Below are 22,367 nucleotides of genomic sequence, written 5' to 3'. Positions count from 1 at the left end.
ATATTAAGCCTTCTATTTCTTGAACTTTAACGACAGTCATGTCCGGTAGTTTAAGCAAACGGTCAAGGTGCCAGTCCATGGTCTTACCTCCAACTCTGTATCTCTATTATACCTTTTCCCCCTCAACTCCAGTTGAGCCATTTTTTCTAGAGCAGCTTCGGTAAATTTTTCTACAGTAGTCTGAAATACCAAAGCAACAATTGTCGCCACTGTTATCGGTTCCATAGATAAAATCGGGGTGATGAGGGTTAACTTTATTATAGGGTTTTTGGGGGTTAAGTTGCCAGCAATTAAACAACTCTTACCCCCATCATAGAACTTGTAATTTCATTTAGGCGGGTACTTCAATTTTACCCTGTCCGGCTAATCCAAAAGCGGCGTGAACCACTTGTAGGGCCCTGACTCCATCTTCCTGATTTACCACACAACTGATTTTTATATCAGAAGTAGCAATCATTAAAATATTAATTTTCTCCTTTGCTAAAGCTTCAAAAAAGCGTGCTGCTACCCCCGGTTGTCCTTCCATTCCCGAACCAACAATGCTCACTTTCGCCACATCATTATTAACCACCACTTCCTGTAAACCCAAACTTTCCGATAGTTCTAAAAGGATTTTTTGGGCTAAATTAGCATCAGCTTGGGGCAAAGTAAAAGCGATATCCCGTCGGGGAATACCATCGACAATGCGACAGCGTTGGGATTGAATAATCATATCGACACTGACATTTTTTGCCGCTAAAACCGAGAAAATTCTCGCCGCCATCCCGGGGCGATCGGGGACGTTACGAATGGCCATTTGTGCCTGATTATTATCTAGGGCCACTCCCCTGACTGGGACTAAATTTTTAGGGATTTCGCGATTAGCAACTTTAGCAGAATACTCCACTTGAAAAGCATCACAAAGGACTTTAATTGCTTTTTCTCCGTCCGCTTCATCGATGACACAACTGACTTTTACTTCAGAAGTGGAAATCATTTCGATATTAATTGCCGCAGCGGCCAAAGTGCTAAATATTTGGGCGGCAATCCCCGGCCGGCCGATCATACCGGCGCCGGTAATGGCGATTTTAGCGGCCCCGGATTCGATAATCACTTCCGCTTCCTCTGTATTAGTGGGATGGGAACGTAAAACCGGTGCGATCGCTTCGGCCACGGATTGGGCTTTTTTCAAGGCATTTCCCATCACCGTAAAGGCGATATCGTTGCTGTCACCCTCGTGAATCGATTGAATAATTAAATCCACGTCCACCTGTTGATGGGCAATTTCCCCGAATAAACGGGCAGCGATGCCGGGACGATCCGGAACCCGTAAAAGGGCGATTTTCGCCTGATTACCCTCAAATTCCACCGCATCCACTGCTTTTGTTAATTCCAATCCTTGCAGGGTACGCGGTTTCGGTGCCGGGGATGTCACCCAAGTACCCGGCTCATCGGTCCAACTGGAGCGGACAACCAGGGGAACCCCGAAATTTTTAGCGATTTCCACCGCTCGCGGATGGAGAACTTTCGCCCCTAAACTGGCTAATTCGAGCATCTCATCGCAGGTAATTTCGTCTAAAAGACGCGCTTCGGGGACTAAACGGGGGTCAGTGGTGAGAATACCGGGTACATCGGTGTAAATTTCGCAAAAATCGGCTTTTAAGGCGGCTGCTAGGGCCACGGCCGAGGTATCGGAACCACCGCGCCCCAGGGTGGTAATCTCTAGTTGATCACTATCGCTGACACCTTGAAAACCGGCAACCACAACTACTTTACCCTCCGATAGATGCCGGGAGAGGCGATCGGTTTTAATTTCTAAAATACGGGCCCGACTATGTTCGGATTCCGTGACAATTCCCACTTGAGCGCCGGTTAGGGAGATGGCCGGTTGTCCGATTTCCTCTAGGGCCATACTCATCAAGGCGATCGTCACCTGTTCCCCCGTGGATAATAACATATCCATCTCCCGGCGCGAGGGTTCGGCGGCGATTTGTTTGGCTAAATTGACCAATCCATCGGTGGTTTTACCCATGGCAGAAACGACCACCACCACGGTGTTTCCTGCTATTACCGTATTTTTGACCCGTTGAGCGACCGATTGAATGCGTTCCACGGAACCTACCGATGTACCACCGTATTTTTGGACAATTACAGCCATAGTTGTCAGCGCTAGAGACTTTCTATCTTTGTTCAATCTCCAACTTATCAAAATTCCTTAACGTTAAGTGGTTTTGGTTAACATTCCTTATGTTTTATCAAATGCCGACTATCCTTAAGACTGCACCGGAGAAGGGAGAGCCGGAGCTAGGTTGAGGTAGTCCGAGCATTTGTACTAAAATCTCCCTACTCAGTTTAAATACAGTACACTTATGCTATTAATAATGTTTTGGCTCTCTTAGGTTTGGTGGGTATTATGAAAGATATTTTAATGTTAGATACAGTAAAAATTATCAATTCTGATCCCCCCTTAATCCTAGGGTTAATTCATAGTAGGGTTGATTCATGAATCAACCCTACCCTTGATAAGGGGGAAATCTGACAATTTTTAACACCTACCTACTTAATCCCTGATCTATTTTACTCGGTTTTCGGGTTGCGGGTGTTTCCCCCCGGAGTTTAATTTAAACCTTTCAGGGCAGCAAATAAATAATTAGCTAAAGTTACTCCATCTACTCCTAATTCTGTCCTTTCTTTGGCCGCTAAAATGCCGGCCTGAGCGTGTAAATAAGCCGCTAATGCGGTTGCTTCTGGGGGATGATCCGGCATTTGGGTTAAGAATCCGCCGATTAATCCTGTTAGGACATCACCGCTACCACCTCGCGCTAGAGCGGAGGTACTTTCGGGGATTATATACATTTTACCGCCCGGGGAGGCGATTATAGTTCTGGCTCCTTTTAATAAGACAATTGCACCACTTTGTCGAGATGCTTCTTGAGCGATATTAATCCTATCTTGAGAACCTGATAAGTTAGGAAATAAGCGTTTAAATTCTCCCCAATGAGGCGTTAAAATTGTCTTATTCTGGCGATATGATAATTTTTCTATGCCCAATTGAGCCAAAATATTTAAAGCGTCGGCATCAAGTATAATCGGCTTATCACTATCTAAAACCTGTTCGATAATAGCGGGATTTTCTGTGGTTAATCCAGGGCCACAAGCGAGGACATGATAATTATTTAATTCGAGGGGAAGTTCGGCAATAGCTCCCGTGGCAGTTTCGGGACAATCGATAATTAATGCTTCTGGTAAATGACTAATTAATAAAGATTTGAGGGCAGCAGGAACGGCAATAGAAAGCATTCCCACACCACTACCTCGCGCTCCTAATCCGGCGAGAATTGCCCCCCCTGCATAACGACGAGAACCACAGATAATTAATAAATGTCCCTGCTGATATTTATGGGTAAGTAGAGGACGGGGTAAAGGTAAATAAGGGCGAATTAGATCGGGATTAACTCTCAGAATTGGCGGTGAATCTTGTAAAATTGTTTCTAGGTCAAGGGGACTAATTCCTATATCAATTAACTCCACTTTGCCTAGATAGGGTAGGGCTACATCTTGTAAAAAAGCTCGCTTCCAGAGTCCCAAACAAAAGGTATGAGTGGCTTTAATTGCTGTGCCTAAAACCTCTCCGGTGTCGGTGTGAATTCCCGAAGCAATATCGATACTAATTATCGGTTTTTGCCAACTATTAATTTTATCGACCAATTCGGCAATATCTCCCGATAAAGTCCTTTCTAAACCAAAACCGAAAAGACCATCGATAATTAACTGACAATCCTGCAAAGATTCTAAAGTTTTCTGAAAAATTAAGCCTAAATGCTTGACATAATTAGCCTGTTGTGCTGTTAAATCCTTGAGTTTGGCGATCGGACAAAAAAGAGATACTTGATAACCGGCGAGATGTAATTCTCTAGCAATCACGAGAGCGTCGCCGCCATTGTGACCAGGGCCAACGATAACACCGATTTTGGGGAAATCAGCCAAAGAATAGGACTTTTTAAACTTTTGTGCCGTTAACAGGGCTGCCTTTTCCATCAAAGCAGCCACAGGCATACCGGAGGCAAAAATCGCCCCTTCAATGCGACGCATCTGCTCGCTATTAACCACGTTTGACCGATAATTGTAGCTCATTCGAGGGATAAATTGCCTGTTAACAGGTCTAGATCACTTTTTTTCGGATTACGTTCACCTGATTATTGATTACAAGCCTGACATCGCTTTATCCAAGTTAATTGCTAACCTTAAAACAGTTAGTAGTCGCTTAATTAGGGTTTGCGGCAAAAAGTTTTTCGGGGGGGCAGGGGGGTGTAGGGTTTTACCCATTTTCAGACGGTCAATTACCCAATTTTCAGGGAAAAAGTCCCGGAATTTTCGCCCCGATCACTCTCGGCTGGCACTTTTTGAGGTCAAAAAAGTCTAAAAGTCTTATCCAACAAGGTTTTTAGATTTATTCAGCCAACCCTAATTACTAAATTATTTTATCATAAAGAGAAATCCTCTCTCAGGTAAGAGCGGTAGTATGGCTTACTCGACACAGCAGTTAATTGAAATCCTCGAGCGAGAAATGCACGCCACTTGCAAAGGGGAACGTCTGTTACTCTCCCCGGCGGAGCGCATTGATAATCCGGTGATTGCCAAGGCGATCAATCTAGAAAAGGTGGGCAAAGTCTTCGCCTATCAGGATTTTCGCCGCCAAGTTCATGATTATCAACAACAATATCAGGTTTCGGGTATTATCTGGCGTGTTTGTCAATGGGGCGATCGCACTCTCCGTTATCCCGAAATTCATAATCAATTAGTTGCCGTGGAGGGTGACAAGGAAATTCTCATGGCTTCCAAAGCCTCGGTTTTAGAGTTTTGGGACAGTATCACCCCTAATATGAATTTTTGGTGGGCACTTAACTCCCGTCGTCCCATTTCTGCCGATTCTCTAGCCGAATTAGTCGCCCAGTCCGAATGGGCGGAATTAGATGTGGCGCGCACAGAATTATATCTCGGTCTCTGTTGGGGTAATCCTTTAGAACACCAGTATCAATGGGCGCAACCCTTTTCCGGTTGTCATCGCATTATCGCCGCCGTCGATGAACCTAGTTCGATTAAGGTCTGAGGACGATTGATGTCTTGGGGTGTGGGGTGTGGGGTGTGGGGAAGTGGGGAAGTGGGGAGAATAAAGCTGCCCCCTGTCCCCTGCCTCCTATTGTAAAGTTTTGTTAATTTTTCTGGGATTAGGGCATTTTGTAAAAATAGATACAGAATTGTATGTTATATATATTAGTGGGTGATTAAAAAAGTTCAAAATGCGATTTGCAGATCGGAGGAAATGATTATGTCCACAGAACAACAAGCTCGTGCCTTAATGATGCGTCACCACCACGCCGTCAAAAATCGTCAACAATCGATGTTAGGCAGAAGTGCTTCTGAAATCGGTATTGACAATGACAATGGCCACGGGGAAACCGTTCAACGTCGCTTCTCGGCCGACTTCTCTTCCCAAACTTATGATCGCTCTGGTGCTACTCTGAGTTAGGCTCTGAGATTTCGCCAAAGTGTCAGCTTTCAATCTTAGAATTAAGTGAACAATCAGCCCACACAAACCGAGATCGGAAGGTGTGGGCTTTCGGTTTTTAGAGATAGGGGTCAGTCTTGGGCCGATTACGGGGTTTCATCGGGATTTATGCCTAATTGCCGTAATTGCGCTGCTAAACGTTCCGCCCGTTGACGTTCGCTTTCAGCCTGTTGAGAGGCTGCCCTGGCCCGTTGACGTTCAATTTCAGCATTCTGACGTTCGATTTCAGCATTCTGACGTTCAATTTCAGCGTTCTGACGTTCGATTTCGGCTAATTCCGCAGGTAGGAGAATTAAATTGCCGTCTAGGTCATAAAAACGCAGCCAAGGGGCTTCTTCTCGTTGGATGCTGCCCATCCAGACTCCTAACCATAATCCCAAACGTTGACACCATAACCAACCGCGCTGGTCGGGAATAATTTCTTGATAGCACTGATTTTGGTCTAAAGCCCAACCTTGCAGGGAAGTGGCATCAAAGGGATTATAAACGAAGTATTGGGAACAGCGAAAAGTCCGCTCATAGAGGTTTTTTTTGGTAGTTAAATCGATTTTTGCGGTGCTTTCTGACATTAATTCCACGATCACATCGGGATAACGTCCGTTTTCGTTCCAAACCACCCATCCTTGTCGTTTATAACTACCATCGATATCGAGGACAACGAAAAAATCGGGCCCACGAAAATCTTTATTAAAAACCCGCTCACGGCTAAAGTAAATAAACATATTACCGCCAACAAAAAAGTCTTCTCGATCCTGATAGGCTTGTTCGATAGAATCGATTAAGACATTCATGGCCTTGCGGTGACGGTGCGTTTCCAAAGGTTCTCCATCATCAAAAATCAAGTCTTCCGGGGGAATGGGAGGTTCTTCCCAATCGATAACTGGAGGAGTGAGGGGTTGAGTCATCGGGGTTACGTCCGGGATAGAGATGGTTTTATTTTATTTGTAAGACGAGGCGATATTTAGGTTGTCCGGTTCGCAATTTTTCCATGGCTTCATTCACCTGGGAGATAGGATAGGTTTCTGTCACCGGTTCAATGCCATGGCGAGAGGCAAATTCGATCATTTTATTAATGGTACTGGGACTACCCAAAGGACTACCAGAAATCGATTTTTGACCCATAATCAAGGGAAAAGCATAGGTAGCCATGGGTTCAAGAACAGCCCCAACAATGTGCAGACGACCTTTGGGACGTAAACAGGCGATATAAAGACCCCAATCGAGATTAACGTTAACGGTAGAGATGATGAAATCGAAGTAATTTTGTACCGATTGCAAGGCTTCGGGGTCTCTGGAATTGATAAAATGAGTCGCACCTAGTTCTTTTGCTTCTGTTTCTTTGTCGGGACTACTGGAAAAAGCGGTTACTTCGCAGCCCCAAGCTTTGAGGAATTTTAAGGCTATATGGCCCAATCCACCAATACCAATGACACCAACTCGGTCCGTGGGTTTAATATCAAATTGAACAATCGGATTAAAGACGGTAATGCCACCACAGAAAAGCGGGCCAGCTTTGGCCGCATCCAACTGCTCCGGTAAGGAAACTAACCAACTATGATGGGCCCGGACTCTTTCGGCAAAACCGCCATGGCGACCGACGATAGTTCCTTCGGCAGTAGCACAAAGGTTTTGATCCCCTGACATACAAGTTTCACAGGTGGAACAGGAACGGGAAAACCAACCAAGACCGACTCTTTGCCCTAATTTTAACTCTTTGACTTTAGCACCAAGAGCGGCGATCGTACCGACCACCTCATGACCGGGGACAAAGGGATAGGTGGTCAGTCCCCAATCGTTATCGAGCATACTTAGGTCACTGTGGCAGATGCCGCAATATTCCACCGCGATTTCTACATCTTCATCCGCTAATATACCCGGATCGTAGTCAAAAGGCTCTAGTTTTCCCCCTTTTTCTCGGGCAGCATAGGCTCTAATCATGATTAAGTCCTCTAGAATGGGTTTATTGGTTATCTTAACCCAAATTGAACGAAAATTCGGGTTCAGAAGATTTGGCGATAATTCCACTGCTAGGGACATCAACATCAAGGAAGTCCGCTCGTGATGATTAAAAAAAATCTTAAAAACGGGAATTTTAAGAATAGCTGGAGGCGATCGCTAACTGGCAGCATCAGCAAAATTACTGGTTTTGGGTTACTCTTGTGTATAGACCGCTCGCCCGCCCCTTGCGGAGATGTTAACGCTAGTAAAAACATTTTGGCCGCAGGGCTTGCGGTGTCAGTCTGTAGAGCGACCATAAGACCAGAACAGAGTAAATCTGTTAAGGCAGGTGCGGAACCCCGCAAGGGAAAGAAGCAGAAACCCAAATCGTGAGGTTTGGGAATCGCCGTCCGTTTTACGGCGGCGAGGATGTCAATCTAGCGTGAGACTCTTGCCGAACCTGTCAGCAGCAGAAATTTGTGGCGGCGGGGTGCTGCTGGATCCAGAGTCTGGTTTAATTACTACTATGGGTTAACAATTAGTCGTGTATTTAGAGGGAAACTATGGCCAATAAGCCAGAGCGCGTGGTTCTAATCGGTGTAGCTGGGGACTCCGGTTGTGGGAAGTCTACTTTTTTACGTCGTTTGACCGATTTATTCGGGGCCGAGTTTATGACAGTGATCTGTTTAGATGACTACCATTGCCTCGATCGCAAACAGAGAAAAGAGGTGGGTGTCACCGCACTCAATCCGAAAGCGAATAACTTTGACCTGATGTATGAGCAGATTAAAGCTCTTAAGGGAGGTCAAGCCATTAATAAACCTATTTATAATCATGAAACGGGGATGATCGATCCCCCCGAAATCATCGAACCGAATAAGGTAATCGTGATCGAGGGACTGCACCCCTTATATGATGAACGAGTCCGGTCCCTATTAGATTTCAGCGTTTATCTCGATATTAGCGATGAAGTCAAAGTTAACTGGAAAATTCAACGGGATATGGCCGAGCGCGGTCACACCTATGATGATGTCATGGCGGCCATTAATTCTAGAAAACCCGATTTCAGTGCCTATATCGACCCCCAAAGACAGTACGCTGACGTGGTGATTCAAGTGCTGCCCACCAAATTACTTGAAGATCACGAAAGTAAATTACTGCGGGTCCGTTTAATCCAGAAAGAAGGGGTAGAAAACTTTGAACCCGCTTATCTGTTTGATGAAGGTTCCACCATCGATTGGCGGCCCTGTGGTCGTAAATTGACCTGCACTTATCCCGGTATTAAACTCTACTATGGTCCGGATGGCTTCTTGGGGAATGAAGTGTCGATTCTGGAACTAGATGGTCAATTCGATAACCTGGAAGAAATGATCTACATCGAAAGCCATTTGAGCAAAACCGGCACTAAATACTACGGTGAAATGACCGAATTACTGCTCAAACACAAGGATTATCCCGGTTCTACCAATGGTACGGGTTTATTCCAGGTGTTAGTCGGTCTCAAAATGCGTGAAACCTACGAAAAACTAATGGCAGCCGAAGCAAAAGTGGCAGCGTCAGTCTAGTTTTTAGTTTTGACCGAACCGGCATCCTATATGGTTAGGGTGCCGGTTTTTTTTAAGCCACTAATCCCGATCGCAGGGCCAGCACTGCCGCTTGAGTGCGATCATCCACAGAGAGTTTATTTAAGATATTGCGGACATGGGTTTTCACCGTGCCGATGGTGATATAGAGTCGGCCGGCAATCTGAGCGTTACTGTAACCCGCAACAATCAGAACGAGAATTTCTAGCTCTCGTCCCGTTAGGGGCGCATTTTCCAATAATTGACGACATTCCCGGTCAACGCCGTGAATTGCCACTGTTTTCGCCCCGGCAGCCCCACCCACGGGAACTTTTTGGCGCACTTGTTGCAGGACAATATTGGCGATCGCAGGATAGATCCAGGGATTGCCTTCCTGGGTGGAATAAATCGCCTCAACTAATTTATCGACGCTAATATCCTTCATACAGTAGGAATCAGCCCCAGCAGCAAAAGCCGCTAAAACCAGTTCTGGGGTTTTGTGCATGGTTAGCATGAGGACTTTCGTGGCCAAGCTGTCTTCGCCCCGATTTTGTTGGAAGCGTCGCACTAACTCGATCCCATCGATCGTGGGTAAACCTATATCGATGATCGCCACATCGGGTTTAGTCTCCTCTAGCAGTTTCAGTCCCTGTAATCCACTGATCGCTTCCCCTACCACTTGAATACCTTCCCGATGCTGGAGAGCCGTCACTAAGCCCATGCGGGTTAAATCGTGATCTTCTACAACGATAACCCGGACTTTATCCATATTTTTTGACCAGTTTCGCCGAATTAGGCGATGATTTGCTAATTTTGGCTTTTCGATTATTAGAGCCGCTCCTTAACATTGACTTCACTCCCTTCCTCCTTCTCTGAATTCCGCTTTCTTATTCTTCATTCGGCAATCCCCTTTTTCCGGTTGATTTTATTTCTAATTACTAAAAGCAGAGATTGCCAATATACTTAGCCTCCCCTAAAATCTACTCAAATCTACCCCAATTTACCCAGATTTTTCTGCTTTAATTATTTTTTTATAATATCATGCAAATCTCGATTATGCAAGGATTTGGCTTTTCTGGTTTCTGTGTGGAAACGAGGTCTATAATAATAGTTTATTTATTTAACAAAATAGCCCTAAAAGTCTTTCCCAGTAAACATTTCAGAATTTCATTGGCAAAAATTATCACACAAAGTCGAGAAGAGCCAAGATAATTTTAAGAAGAATACATCTTTGAGCTGCTTGGATTTTCCTAGAATAGAACCAAGCTCTGGTTTAATTAATTTTTTAGCCTATTGGGACTTAGGCATTTTCGTTCAAAAAAGGATACATTTGGAGACTCATTAGGATTATTAAGCAAGGAGGCAAAATTATTTGTAGGATGGGTTAGCGGTAGCGTAACCCATGCCGGCGTTGGGTTTCATGCTTCAACCCAACCTACGTTCTCAACAAAAATATTTTAAGTCAACAAAAAGGATACATTTGGAAATTAATTAGGATTATTAACTGAATAATAATGTTTAACTATAGATAAAAGTAAATTTTAATCATTATATTTATTGATGTTATCGTGGTACGCCATTTTGGTTTATTTGTCAATAGTGATCTTACCCATTTTCTCCTTGGCCGTCACCTCCAATTGGATTGAGGCAGAATTTTTCCCCACTGTGCCAAGGGACTTGCGTGGGAATAATATCCCAATCGATCGGAGGGCGCAAGCTTTGCGCCCCTACAGTAACGGATTTTGTCCACAATGTAGGGGCGAACTGCGTTCGCCCAAAAGGTACATTATCAAAGCGCAAGTCCCCAATCCAGATAAAAATGGTATCAGTAGGGAAAAAGCTCACCCCCTAGGAGTCCTGTAAAAAAATTAATTCAGCCGGCGTTACCGCTCCTTTTTCGGTAATGATAGCGGTGATGAAAGCGGCCGGAGTAACATCGAAGGCGGGGTTATAAAAATTAACATTTCTAGGGCAAAGGGTTGTCGTCCCCACCTGATAAATTTCGGCACTATCGCGCTGTTCGATCGGTATCCCCGTACCATCCTTAAGGGAAAAATCCACCGTCGATAGGGGGGCAGCCACATAAAAAGGCAGATTATGAGCTTTTGCCACCACTGCCAGGGAATAGGTGCCGATTTTGTTGGCCGTGTCCCCATTGGCCGCAATGCGATCGGCCCCAACAATCACCGCATCGATCAGTTTTTGCTGCATACAGTGGGCCGCCATGCTATCGGTGATCACGGTGACGGGAATTCCCTCCCGCGCACATTCCCAGGCGGTTAATTTTGCCCCTTGCAACCTTGGCCGGGTTTCGTCTGCATACACTTGTATTAATCTACCCGCCGTCCAAGCGGAACGAATTACCCCTAAAGCAGTACCATAACTGGCCGTGGCTAGGGAACCAGTATTACAGTGGGTTAAAATTGTCAGTTTTTCCGGTTGCTCCGGCAGCGCCAATAAACCATGATGACCGATCGCCCGACAGGTTTCCACGTCTTCTTTTTGGATATTGTGGGCAGTTTCAAGGAGATTTTTGGTAATTATTGCCACTTCTGGGCCACTTTCCTGGGCCACTTTTAACATTCGCTCGATCGCCCAGAATAAATTCACCGCCGTGGGCCGGGTTTGCGCTAATCGATCGGCTATTCTAGTTAAATCAGCCAGAAATTCCTCTTTCTGGTCAGTTTTAATTTCCTGCGTTCCTAAAACCATACCGTATGCAGCCGCTACCCCGATCGCCGGAGCGCCGCGGACAATCATCGTTTCGATCGCCCGGGCCATGGCTTCACTGCTGGTGATCTCAATTTCCTTATACTCCATCGGTAAACGGGTTTGATCGATCAGCCAGACTTTATTATCTTGCCAACGCACGGGATAGATTGAGTTACTCTCGGGGGTGGTTGTGGTCATAACATTTTTAGATTGAGAATTAGCCAAATTTACCAGTATAGCAGCGGGCTTTCTCTACTTTGTGTTTTTTTGTAAAAAGTAATTTTAAATACAGAAACTTTTTTTATAATGTATAAATAAGTGACTAGGAAAAATTGAAGAATACTTTCTCACTTAGTCCGAGCTTTTATATTAACTAATTCCGAGGATAATTACCGTGAAAACAGCGAAATATCCCGAAAAAATTGCAGCTCTCTGGACAACATTCCTCTTGGGAACCCTATTTCACACCCAACTGGGTTTAATGCCGCTTTTCCATGGTCAATCGATCGTCGAGAGCCATCAAACCAGCAATCTCGATCCGATTTTCTGGGGAATGTTGCTCTTTTTTTTGCTGCCAATGTTAGCGATTATCGGGGTCAATTTTAGCGAAAGTCGCTCCTTGAGAAAAGTCCATTTCTGGCTGACAATTCTCTATTCTGTCTTGAATTTAGCCCATCTAATCGCCGATCTTTTGGTCAGACCGATCGCCTGGTATCAAATCGCTCTCATGGCAATTTTATTGATCATCGGACTGATTTTAAATCTAGTTTCCTATCAATGGCTGCGGTTAGCGATCGCCCATCCGCACCATCTCTCGGAAAGTCATTAGTAGTGCCAAGATCAAGAGGTGGCCGGTTGACTAACTGATTCAGACAAAAGGATGCCTTTTGATCTCAAGTTGGTGCTTATTAGGGTAAAAGCCAGCTTAAACCAGAGCTAAAGGGATTTTTTCTGAGAATTTAGCTTAAAAAATCTAATTAATCCCTATTATTTCCCAGATCAGCGCGTAAATTGTTCCTGTTTCCGGGCCGACGCTGCCACCTCATCTCACCAAGTGCGGATCTTTTTAGCTATGATAGTTCAGAACCAAGCCAATAAAGGGAACTTTTGGGGCTGGTTATTCATCAGAAAACTCCTGATCGGAGGAGTTAAGCAGACGATATAGTTCAGATTAACGGCAAATATTGGTTAATAGTAATAACGAGGTAATTATTTTGATGAAATCTCTCATTCGTTGGACGGCAACTCTTGGTTTAGTAGGAACGACAATGTTGACTTCGCTGCTGGGCAGCTATTCTAAAGCACTCGCTTTACCGGAAGAACAAATCGTCAAAACCTTGCAGTCTGTACCTGTCTTCGCTATTGCCGATGATCAAGGAGTTCCCCTAATTGCCGTAGGAGAAAAAGAACAGAAATTCACGGGGGTTTTTATTAGTAAGCAGGACGCACAAAACTTTTTTGAACGACTGAAAAAAGAGAATCCTGAAGTGGCCAGCAAAGTTAAAGTTCAGCCCGTTTCCTTGGCACAAGTCTATAAAATGCAAACCAGTCAAACCGATCAAAATCGTTTAATTATCGATTTTGTTCCCAAAGAGTCGGAAGTAGAATCGGCGAAAAAACTGCTCAGTGAAAGAGGTCAACAGTATCAAGGTGGTGTACCTTTATTTGTGCCGAAAGCAGGAAAAGAGAGTAATTTTCTGGTGATCAATCGCAATAATCAGGATTTTATTCCTTTCTTCTTTGAAAAAGCCGCCGCTTTGCAAATGGTAGAACAATATAAAAAAGCTAATCCCGCCGAAGCAGCCACGGTGAAAATTGATGTTATTCCCCTAGAAAATGTCATCGCCACCCTACAACAAAGCAACGATGAAGCTTTAACTAAAATTCTCCTCTATCCTAGTCAAGAAACGATTGATTTTATTCGGGCAAATAGTAACCAAAAGGCTCCCAACCAACCCCCGGCAAATCAGCCACGCCCTAATAATACCAATAATCCCCCCGCCCCCAATCGTTAAGCCTTGTGACTGCTAGTATTTCCGGTCAAGAATTAAGTCAATGGCGGCAACAGGCGATCGCTGATTTAGCGCAAGCGCAACTATCTGCCAAGGAAGTGGATATATTTCTGCAAGCAGTGACAGATTTAGATACTCTTTCCCTGCGCTTACAATCCTTTCGCGAACGAGAAAAAATCCCCTTGAGTTATTCTTGGTCGGAAATTACTAAACGCTGGCAAAAACGCCTGCAAGCAAGGGTTCCCTTGCAGTATTTGCTCGAATCGGTGGTCTGGCGTGATTTTACCCTGAAAGTCTCCCCAGGGGTCTTAATTCCTCGTCCCGAAACCGAGTTATTAATCGATATTGTTGGCGAAACCGTCAGAGGAGACGACGGGGGAATCTGGGTAGATCTGGGAACCGGTAGCGGTGCGATCGCTATTGGTTTAGCCAGTATCTTGACAAAAGCGGCAATATATGCTACTGATTACAGTCCAACGGCTTTAGCGATCGCCAAAGAAAATATCATCAATACGGGTTTTGCCGACAGAATTATCTTAAAACAGGGTTCTTGGTGGACACCCCTAGAGAAGTGGAAGGGACAGATTAGCGGGATGCTGTCCAATCCTCCCTATATTCCCAGTGCAGAAATCCCCGACTTACAAATTGAAGTGCGGGAACATGAACCCCGTTTGGCCCTCGATGGGGGTGAAGACGGATTACAGTCAATTCAATATCTAGTGGCCACTGCACCCGATTATCTGCGATCGGGAGGCCTTTGGCTAGTGGAAATGAGAGCCGGTCAAGGGGAAAAAGTAGCGCAAATGCTGGAAAATCAGGGCAATTATCGACAAATTCAGATTATTAACGACCTAGCAGGTTTCGATCGCTTTGTTTTGGCCGAGCGAATTTAGCGCAATGCACCCGCTTCGCAGTCCCGCAGCCAGAGACGCACCGCTTGGCCGATGGTCCCTTGACTGGTTTCTAGGGGAGGTAAGGGGACTTGAGCGGGTTCAAGGGCAGCTAATTGACTGTAAATCGTCACTAATCGCCATCCTTCCCCAGTTTTAGTTAAAAATAACCAGTGATAATTCTGGAGAGTGACAGAGCGATTTTTGCCATACTGACGCTCTAAAGTTGTAAAAAAAACCTGTTGAGTGTCATCGGCAATTTGACCAGAATATTGACTAGCACTTAAAGGTAGAGGTGCAAATTCGGGACGACCGGCAATAATCACAAAAACCGGTGTAGATAATTTTTGATCGATTTGGGAACGGGTAATAACTCGATTAGCATAACCGGGTAAATCTGACAAGAGGCGATCAACTAAAAGATTTAAATCCTCCGGACAGCTAGAAAGAGGACGACTAACTGCTGGGAAGTTAATCCCTAAAATAACCAGTAATACCCCTAAATATCGGCTAATTCGTGACAAATTTTTGCCCATGCTATTTTTGGCTCCTCGGCACCGGTGATCGGTCGTCCAATTACTAGATAATCAGCCCCAGCTTTAAGCGCTTGGGCCGGAGTCATCACCCGACTTTGATCCCCTTTGCTTGACCAGGAGGGACGAACTCCGGGGCAAACTAAGAGAAAATCCTCTCCACAGACGCGATGCAATTGCGCCACTTCTTGGGGAGAACAAACCGCCCCATCAATTCCCGATTCCTTGGCCAATAATGCCAGATTTAAGGCATATTCCGATAGTTCTAGGGGAATTTTGAGGTCGAGGGCTAATTCCCTGGCGTTAAGGCTGGTTAAAACGGTGATAGCGAGAAGTTTTGGCGGCGATAGCAGGTCAGATATTGCCCCCTTAGCCGCCGTCAGTGCTTGCCGTCCGGCCGTAGCGTGCAGGGTGAGTAAATCCACTTGATAGCGACTAGCTGAACGACAGGCCCCGGCGACCGTATTGGGAATATCATGGAATTTGAGATCGAGAAAGATCTTTTTTTGTCTTTCTTGCAGAAGCGCCAGAATCTCTGCACCGCTACTGACAAATAATTCTAGTCCCACTTTCCAAAAATTGACTTCCGGCAACAGATCAAGGAGTGCGATCGCTTGTTCTAAATCCGGCACATCGAGAGGAACAATAATTCGGTCTGAGTTGGTCATATTTGGGCGATACAGTGGGGAGTGGGGAGTGGGGTGTGGGGAAGTGGGGAAGTGGGGACGTGGGGAAGTGGGGAAGTGGGGAAGTGGGGAAGTGGGGAAGTGGGGACGGAGTTTAAAGGCAGTACAGCTTAAATCAGAGAAAAATCCAATCGGCAAAAGTGGCAGCCTGTCCGCAGTAAATGCCATCACGATCGATGATATTCCAAACGATCGCTTTTTCAATGCGAAATAGTTGACCGTTTTTCGTGATCCTTACGCCGTGATAATCGTTGATGTAGCCTTGTTTTTTGACTAAATCTAGCATTTTTTGGCGTTCTTGGGCGGGTTCCTCTCCCTGTACCGTTGCTCGCGAAGGAGTTGCTAATAATTCTGGCCAAGTTAAACCCCAGAGATCGAGGGCGGTGCGATTACCATAGTTAAAGATCGGATTAGTTTGTGTACCGTGGGAAACTAGGACAAAAGGGGCATAAAAGAGCATTTTACTCTGTTCTTTGCCAGTACCGATCCGGGGTAAAAGCGATCGCCCGATTAATTGTTCATAACTATCCAGCAGCAATTCCGTCCAAGCTATAATAGCTAAATCTTCCCAAATTTCCATAAAATTATCTTGAAAAACCGGTTTAAGTAGGGAGGCACAATTATTGGTAGGATGGGTTAGCGGTAGCGTAACCCTTGCGGGTGTTGGGTTTCATGCTTCAACCCAACCTACGTTCATCTTATATTTAATTCCACCCACCCACTTAATCTTCCCTTTGCCAATATTTATAGGCTGCGTAGGCTAAAGTAATCACTCCCGTGAGAATTGCCGACTCATCCACTAAAAATTCCGGATGGTGAAGAGGGGGATTGAGGAGGTGAGGAGAACCCACTCCCAGACGGAACATTGTCCCCGGGGCCTGTTGCAAATAAAGGGAAAAATCCTCGGCCCCCATGGAGGGTTCCGAGAGAATTAAAACCCGATCCTGTCCCCAAGCTTCTAAACCAGCTTCTTCGACTAACCGGGTTAAAAATTGGTCATTTTGTACCGATGGCACGCCCCGGCGATAATTTACTTGACATTTAGCGTTATATGTGCTACAGACATTCGTGACCAAACTTTCGATCCATTCCGGGAGATGGGCGTGGGTTTCGGGGTGCAGCGATCGCACTGTTCCTGCCATGCGTACCTGATCGGCGATGACGTTGGGGGCGCGACCACCGCTAATCTGGCCGATGGTGAGGACAATGGGACGCAAGGGGTTTTGAGTCCGACTAATTGCCTGTTGCAAAGTGGTGATTACTTGCGAAGCGATCCAGATAGCATCGATCGCCTCGTGGGGCCGGGCCCCGTGGCCCGATTCTCCTTGAATAAAAATCTCCAGATCGTCGGCAGCTGCAGTTAAGGCCCCGTAACGAACCCCGATCGATCGGGCCGGAATCGAGGGGAAAACGTGCAGCCCGAAAACGGCGCTGACATCCCGCATCACCCCCTCCCGGATCATCCAACTGGCCCCCTGGGCGATTTCCTCTGCTGGTTGAAAGAGAAAGCGTATTTTTCCCCCCAAAGGTTCCGAGAGACGGGAAAGCACCATCGCCGCCCCTAAACCGACGGTAGCATGAACATCGTGACCGCAGGCGTGCATAATCCCCGGTTTACGCGAAGCAAAGTCTAAATCGGTCTTTTCTTGGATTGGTAGGGCATCCATATCGGCCCGGATAGCTAAAATCCTTCGATCACTGCCTTTTCCCGCCAATTCTCCCTTAACGCCCGTTTTTCCCACCGCTTCCTGCACCGATAGACCACAGGAAGACAAAACCCCGGCAATATAAGCGGCAGTTTGATATTCTTGCCCGCTTAACTCTGGATTCGCGTGAATGTGGCGGCGAATCTCCACTAATCGGGGTGCGAGACTCTCGGCTATGTTTTTAATCTCGGAGAGCATGAAACCAGTTTTACAGTATCTTTAGGGTTAATCATAGAGCATTTTTTACCTGAAAAGTTGGGTCTGGCTGATTTTCAGTCTCAACTGTCTTCTCGGCATTCTTTCAACCTAGGACTAAGCTAATTTGTCAAGAGGATACGGGAGTTACTATTCATCTCTTGATTCGGTAACGCCTCTCGAGAGAATATTCCAGCTATGATAGAAAACATTGTCTAGTTAGGAAAAAAACATGGTTCAGTCTTCCGAAAAAATTGAAGTTAAGTACGGGGAAAGAGAAATTGCCGAAGGAACATTAATTACTTTCCCCAATCCACGCCCCGGCAGAAATTATGATATTCATATTACTCTGCCAGAATATACCTGTAAGTGTCCCTTTTCCGGTTATCCCGATTTTGCCACTATTTATCTTAGCTACGTTCCCGATCAAAAGGTGATGGAATTAAAGGCGATTAAACTTTATATTAATAGTTATCGCGATCGTTATATTTCCCACGAAGAAGCAATTAACCAAATTTTAGATGATTTGGTAGCGGCTTGCGAACCCTTGCAAATGAAAGTTAAGGGGGATTTTCATCCCAGAGGTAACGTACATACCGTGGTGGAGGTGATGTATAAAAAAGAATAGCATAATTGTCTAGTTTGGGGATGGGGTTGCTCCCATCCCTTGCTGTTCTAGTTTTTGTTGTTCAAGTTTTTTGCTGTCCTTGTTTTCAATACTTATTTTAAAATTTTCCTCTATACTTAGAGCTTGAATCTTATCGTTAAGAGTTGGTTGATTGCCTTTGACTGCTGCTAGGTAAACTGCCCGCGCATTTAAATTGCTTATTGAGATGAGGCAAGAGGCTTCGGCCGTGAGCTCAGGAAAAACTTTTTCAGCCAACCCTAAGTAGAATTTAAAACCATCCCCAGTGAGGAACTAGCCATGAAATCCTTTGCCCTTCTTACCACCCTTAGCCTAATCAGCCTTTCCACCCTCGCGACTGTTCGCCCCGTCATGGCGCTAGAGAGCCGACAACCAGCCGAAACCCGGATCGCTCAAGGGAACAATCAAGACGCGATCGGCCACTATAACCGGGGAGTTGGCTACATCCAACAGAAAAAATACGATCTCGCCCTCGCTGAATTTACCAAAGCGCTCAACATTGATCCCCGATACGCCGAGGCTTACCTCAATCGCGGGTTTCTTTACGAACAACAGGAGAAACCCGACCTCGCCCTGTCCGATTACAATCAGGCGATCAACATTAATCCCCGATTGGCCGAAGCTTACAACAATCGCGGGTTTCTTTACGGCGTACAGGGGAAACCCGACCTCGCCCTGTCCGATTTCAATCAGGCACTCAACATTAATCCCCGATTCGCTCTGGCTTACAGCAATCGCGGGCTTCTTTACCGACAACAGGGAAAACCCGACCTCGCCCTCGCTGAATTCAACAAAGCGCTCAACATTAATCCCCGATTGGCCGAAGCTTACTACGGTCGCGGGTTTCTTTACTACGATCAGGGGAAACCCGACCTCGCCCTGTCCGATTACAATCAGGCGCTCAACATTAATCCCCGATTCGCCCTGGCTTACAACAATCGCGGGCTTCTTTACGACAAACAGGGGAAACCCGACCTCGCCCTGTCCGATTACAATCAGGCGCTCAACATTAATCCCCGATTCGCAACGGCTTACTACAATCGCGGGTCTCTTTACCGCGAACAGGGGAAACCAGACCTCGCCCTGTCCGATTACAATCAGGCGCTCAACATTAATCCCCGATTGGATCTGGCTTACAACAATCGGGGGGTTCTTTACTACGAACAGGGGAAACCCGACCGCGCCCTGTCCGATTTCAATCAGGCACTCAACATTAATCCCCGATACGCCGATGCTTACCTCAATCGTGGGCTTCTTTACTACGAAGAGGGAAAACCCGACCTCGCCCTGTCCGATTACAATCAGGCGCTCAACATTAATCCCCGATACGCCGAGGCTTACCTCAATCGCGGGTTTCTTTACAAAGGACAGGGAAAACCCGACCTCGCCCTGTCCGATTACAATCAGGCGATCAACATTAATCCCCGCTTCGCCGAAGCTTACAACAATCGCGGGTCTCTTTACGACGATCCGGGGAAACCCGACCTCGCCCTGTCCGATTACAATCAGGCGCTCAACATTAATCCCCGATTAGCCCCGGCTTACAACAATCGCGGGTTTCTTTACTACGGACAGGGGAAATCCGACCTCGCCCTGTCCGATTACAATCAGGCGCTCAACATTAATCCCCGAAACGCAACGGCTTACTACAATCGGGGGGTTCTTTATTACTATCGACTAGAAAGGGAAAAAGCGATCAGAGATTTGCGACAAGCCGCCGAACTGTCCCGCCAGCAAAGAAACGCGGCGTTATATGAAGCGGTTATGGAATTCCTGCGGAAATTAGGCGCGGTCTAGTCCTTTTTGTTGGGTTGAGTCCGTCGGTTGGGTTGAGCGAATCAATAGGTTAAAGAAAACCTCTCAATTTTAGGGGGAAGCGAAACCCAACAGCCAACACCTCAATCCGTCTGAATCGGCGATCGCTTCTCATAGCTTTTTGTGGGGTTTGCTTGGGTCTATAGTTGGGTTTCCTTACGTCAACCCAACCTACAAGAGAGCCTGTAGGGTGCGCTCTTCGTTAGCGTAACGCACCAATCCCAGTTAGAAACCCAACAGCCAACACCTCAATCCGTCTCAATCGGCGATCGCTTCTCATGGCTTTTTGTGGGGTTTGCTTGGGTCTATAGTTGGGTTTCCTTGCGTCAACCCAACCGAAAAGAGAGCGTGTAGGGTGCGCTCTTCGTTAGCGTAACGCACCAATCCCAGTTAGAAACCCAACAGCCAACACCTCAATCCGTCTGAATAGGCGATCGCTTCTCATGGCTTTTTGTGGGGTTTCCTTGGGTCTATAGTTGGGTTTCCTTGCGTCAACCCAACCTACAAGAGAGCTTGGCACAAACCGACAGAATTGTAAAAGTTAGGGTCGTTAAAAAAAGCTGGGATTATCATTAAAGTAGTCCGAATCGTGGTTCTGATTTTATGTCCCAGAAAAACGAAATTCTTCCCCTGCTGTTGACGGTTATGGTGACATCGGCACTTTTAGGAGGAATTGCTTGGTGGTTGCTCAACAAAACCTTTCCCAATCTCAATGATCGATCTAATTCTTCCTCCTCGAATAATCAAATTTCTGAAACTTTAGGTGCAGTTAAAAATGTCCCAGAAGGATTATTTAACTACGGGGGAAGTACCACTTGGGCCCCGATTCGCAAGGAAGTGGACTTTATTATCCAGCAAGTCTGGCCGAAATTTCGCCTCGTCTATACCGATCCCACTGCGGGAACCCCCGGCACCGGCAGCGGTATTCGGATGTTAATCGAGAATCAATTGGCTTTTTCCCAAGCATCTCGATCGCTCAAAGATGAGGAAATACAACGCGCTCAACAACGGGGATTGACTTTAAAAGAGGTTCCCGTGGCTATCGATGGAATTGCGATCGCAGTTCATCCCGATTTACCAGTTTCCGGTCTAACAATCACCCAGTTAAAAGATATTTATACAGGAAAAATTCGCAATTGGCGGCAAGTGGGCGGACCTAATTTAGCCATTATTCCCTATTCCCGACGCAAGGAAGATGGGGGAACCGTGGAATTTTTTATCGATCAGGTTTTAGAAAAAGCCGATTTTGGGGATAATATTCAGTACGTTTATAGTACGACTCCCGCTCTCAGAAAAGTTTCCCAAAATCTGGGAGGAATTTACTATGCTTCTGCACCGGAAGTAGTTCCCCAGTGTGGAATTAAAACTTTACCCCTCGGTAAAAGCGAAAATAAATTAGTTGCCCCCTATCAAGAACCTTCGATCCCGTCTTCCCAATGTCCCCAGAAGCGTAATCAACTGAATGAACTAGCTTTTCAAAAGGGAGAATACCCGATCACCCGTCGTCTTTTTGTTATTATCAAACAAAATGGTCAATTAGACGAACAAGCGGGGGAAGCTTACGCTAATTTACTATTAACCGATCAAGGACAGGAATTAATTAAAAAAGCCGGTTTTGTTCCCTTGAGATAATTTAACTAAACTTCTACAAATCTAGGTTAAAGTGAATTTGAGCAATTTTCATGACAACGTTTCTCATACTGAGTGTGCGCTTGATTGGGCGCACCCAGAGGACTGCTACTCCCAGTTTTGTCCAGATTTTCGGCTATCCCGTCGAAATCATCCCTCAGTGCGAACGATTTTTACCGAACAAGCAGGGCATCGATGACAGTGGGATTTACACCTTCTGTCGCTACTATCCCACCTATGTGCAACTGGCAGTAGTAGCCAACAACCCCGACGAGCAAGCCATCCGCGCCCAATACCTGCGTCATCAGAAATTTTGGGTCTGAAACCCCGTCGTTCTACGACGGCTTGAATGTGTTAATATAGTGGTGGTCAATGACCCACCCGTGACGATGGATTCAGACAGCCTAACGAGCGAAGTTCAGTACAACTGACGGCGCAGACAAATCGGTAGACCGGGAAAAGAGGATAGGGCAATGGGAACCCTCCACCCCTAGA

At 45.9% G+C, this 22,367-nt stretch carries 21 protein-coding genes and 2 pseudogenes; 12 read left to right on the top strand and 11 right to left on the bottom strand.

The annotated features are described in order from the left end of the window. Positions 1-331: 331 nt before the first annotated feature. Positions 332-2,137 (bottom strand): aspartate kinase, encoded by a 1,806-nt coding sequence (locus O9324_RS15645; RefSeq protein ID WP_288140656.1) that lies wholly within the window; start codon positions 2,135-2,137, stop codon positions 332-334. A gap of 458 nt (positions 2,138-2,595) precedes the next feature. Beyond that, positions 2,596-4,113 carry an NAD(P)H-hydrate dehydratase gene (locus O9324_RS15640; protein WP_288140655.1) on the bottom strand — a complete coding sequence of 506 codons (1,518 nt, stop codon included), beginning with the start codon at positions 4,111-4,113 and terminating at the stop codon, positions 2,596-2,598. 43 nt (positions 4,114-4,156) lie between these two features. Between O9324_RS15640 and O9324_RS15635 the strand changes: the two are divergent. The 3 genes and pseudogenes from O9324_RS15635 to gifA form a co-directional block, all read left to right on the top strand. After that, a pseudogene (locus O9324_RS15635) lies at positions 4,157-4,252 on the top strand (transposase); the annotation flags it as partial. Positions 4,253-4,501: 249 nt separating this feature from the next. After that, positions 4,502-5,089, top strand: a complete 588-nt coding sequence (locus O9324_RS15630) for a hypothetical protein (RefSeq protein WP_002771909.1) — start codon at positions 4,502-4,504, stop codon at positions 5,087-5,089. 219 nt (positions 5,090-5,308) lie between these two features. Then, the gene (gene gifA, locus O9324_RS15625; protein WP_002771911.1) at positions 5,309-5,509 is read left to right on the top strand and encodes a glutamine synthetase inactivation factor IF7A; all 201 of its coding nucleotides are present in this window, start codon (positions 5,309-5,311) and stop codon (positions 5,507-5,509) included. A gap of 125 nt (positions 5,510-5,634) precedes the next feature. Here the strand turns inward: gifA and O9324_RS15620 are convergent, their stop codons facing one another. Both O9324_RS15620 and ahr read right to left on the bottom strand, forming a co-directional pair. Further along, positions 5,635-6,453 carry a Uma2 family endonuclease gene (locus tag O9324_RS15620; protein ID WP_287630109.1) on the bottom strand — a complete coding sequence of 273 codons (819 nt, stop codon included), beginning with the start codon at positions 6,451-6,453 and terminating at the stop codon, positions 5,635-5,637. Between the two features lie 28 nt (positions 6,454-6,481). Further along, positions 6,482-7,486: an NADPH-dependent aldehyde reductase Ahr gene (gene ahr / locus O9324_RS15615; protein WP_287630108.1), complete on the bottom strand. Its 1,005-nt coding sequence runs from the start codon at positions 7,484-7,486 to the stop codon at positions 6,482-6,484. Between the two features lie 252 nt (positions 7,487-7,738). On the opposite strand from ahr, the pseudogene O9324_RS15610 reads away from it, so the two are divergent. Both O9324_RS15610 and O9324_RS15605 read left to right on the top strand, forming a co-directional pair. Beyond that, positions 7,739-7,879: pseudogene (locus O9324_RS15610) on the top strand (RNA-guided endonuclease TnpB family protein); the annotation flags it as partial. Positions 7,880-8,049: 170 nt separating this feature from the next. Next, positions 8,050-9,051, top strand: a complete 1,002-nt coding sequence (locus O9324_RS15605; RefSeq protein ID WP_002740086.1) for a phosphoribulokinase — start codon at positions 8,050-8,052, stop codon at positions 9,049-9,051. 52 nt (positions 9,052-9,103) lie between these two features. Here the strand turns inward: O9324_RS15605 and O9324_RS15600 are convergent, their stop codons facing one another. Then, on the bottom strand, positions 9,104-9,817 hold the full coding sequence (locus O9324_RS15600; protein WP_288140654.1) for a response regulator: 714 nt from the start codon (positions 9,815-9,817) through the stop codon (positions 9,104-9,106). Between the two features lie 1,079 nt (positions 9,818-10,896). Next, positions 10,897-11,958, bottom strand: coding sequence for an S-methyl-5-thioribose-1-phosphate isomerase (mtnA, locus tag O9324_RS15595; RefSeq protein ID WP_288140653.1), 1,062 nt, complete (start codon positions 11,956-11,958; stop codon positions 10,897-10,899). 196 nt (positions 11,959-12,154) lie between these two features. Between mtnA and O9324_RS15590 the strand changes: the two genes are divergently transcribed. From O9324_RS15590 to prmC, 3 genes are all read left to right on the top strand, one after another. After that, positions 12,155-12,589 carry a hypothetical protein gene (locus O9324_RS15590; RefSeq protein WP_002733588.1) on the top strand — a complete coding sequence of 145 codons (435 nt, stop codon included), beginning with the start codon at positions 12,155-12,157 and terminating at the stop codon, positions 12,587-12,589. A gap of 388 nt (positions 12,590-12,977) precedes the next feature. Then, positions 12,978-13,775, top strand: a complete 798-nt coding sequence (locus O9324_RS15585; RefSeq protein WP_004161739.1) for a Tic22 family protein — start codon at positions 12,978-12,980, stop codon at positions 13,773-13,775. 5 nt (positions 13,776-13,780) lie between these two features. Further along, a complete protein-coding gene (prmC, locus tag O9324_RS15580) occupies positions 13,781-14,665 on the top strand; it encodes a peptide chain release factor N(5)-glutamine methyltransferase (RefSeq protein WP_288140652.1) in 885 nt (294 codons plus the stop codon). On the opposite strand, the gene O9324_RS15575 is transcribed toward prmC, so the two are convergent. The 4 genes from O9324_RS15575 to O9324_RS15560 all read right to left on the bottom strand — a co-directional run bounded on the left by O9324_RS15575 (position 14,662) and on the right by O9324_RS15560 (position 17,785). Then, a complete protein-coding gene (locus O9324_RS15575; protein WP_288140651.1) occupies positions 14,662-15,198 on the bottom strand; it encodes a hypothetical protein in 537 nt (178 codons plus the stop codon). The genes prmC and O9324_RS15575 overlap by 4 nt on opposite strands. Further along, on the bottom strand, positions 15,162-15,863 hold the full coding sequence (gene pyrF, locus O9324_RS15570; RefSeq protein ID WP_002768045.1) for an orotidine-5'-phosphate decarboxylase: 702 nt from the start codon (positions 15,861-15,863) through the stop codon (positions 15,162-15,164). The genes O9324_RS15575 and pyrF overlap by 37 nt, the downstream gene beginning before the upstream one ends. Positions 15,864-15,996: 133 nt before the next feature. Next, positions 15,997-16,461: an MEKHLA domain-containing protein gene (locus O9324_RS15565; protein ID WP_271947715.1), complete on the bottom strand. Its 465-nt coding sequence runs from the start codon at positions 16,459-16,461 to the stop codon at positions 15,997-15,999. A 142-nt stretch (positions 16,462-16,603) separates the two neighbouring features. Next, entirely contained in the window at positions 16,604-17,785 is a 1,182-nt protein-coding gene (locus O9324_RS15560; protein ID WP_288140650.1) for a M20 family metallopeptidase, read from the bottom strand. A gap of 229 nt (positions 17,786-18,014) precedes the next feature. Here O9324_RS15560 and queF point away from each other — a divergent pair, with 229 nt between their 5' ends. Further along, positions 18,015-18,410: a preQ(1) synthase gene (gene queF, locus O9324_RS15555; RefSeq protein ID WP_002732669.1), complete on the top strand. Its 396-nt coding sequence runs from the start codon at positions 18,015-18,017 to the stop codon at positions 18,408-18,410. 9 nt (positions 18,411-18,419) lie between these two features. Here queF and O9324_RS15550 read toward each other — a convergent pair whose 3' ends face one another. Next, positions 18,420-18,665, bottom strand: a complete 246-nt coding sequence (locus O9324_RS15550) for a hypothetical protein (protein WP_288140649.1) — start codon at positions 18,663-18,665, stop codon at positions 18,420-18,422. Between the two features lie 42 nt (positions 18,666-18,707). On the opposite strand from O9324_RS15550, the gene O9324_RS15545 reads away from it, so the two are divergent. The 3 genes from O9324_RS15545 (at position 18,708) to O9324_RS15535 (ending at position 22,195) form a co-directional block, all read left to right on the top strand. Continuing rightward, positions 18,708-20,225, top strand: coding sequence for a tetratricopeptide repeat protein (locus tag O9324_RS15545; RefSeq protein ID WP_288140648.1), 1,518 nt, complete (start codon positions 18,708-18,710; stop codon positions 20,223-20,225). A 621-nt stretch (positions 20,226-20,846) separates the two neighbouring features. Next, positions 20,847-21,875: a PstS family phosphate ABC transporter substrate-binding protein gene (locus tag O9324_RS15540; protein ID WP_288140647.1), complete on the top strand. Its 1,029-nt coding sequence runs from the start codon at positions 20,847-20,849 to the stop codon at positions 21,873-21,875. Positions 21,876-21,925: 50 nt separating this feature from the next. Continuing rightward, entirely contained in the window at positions 21,926-22,195 is a 270-nt protein-coding gene (locus tag O9324_RS15535; RefSeq protein WP_288140646.1) for a hypothetical protein, read from the top strand. The last annotated feature ends 172 nt before the right edge of the window (positions 22,196-22,367 follow it).

Origin of the sequence: Microcystis sp. LE19-84.1B (assembly GCF_027531875.1) — a bacterium.
Classification (GTDB): Bacteria; Cyanobacteriota; Cyanobacteriia; order Cyanobacteriales; family Microcystaceae; genus Microcystis; species Microcystis panniformis.
This window is presented reverse-complemented; position numbering and strand designations above follow the sequence as displayed.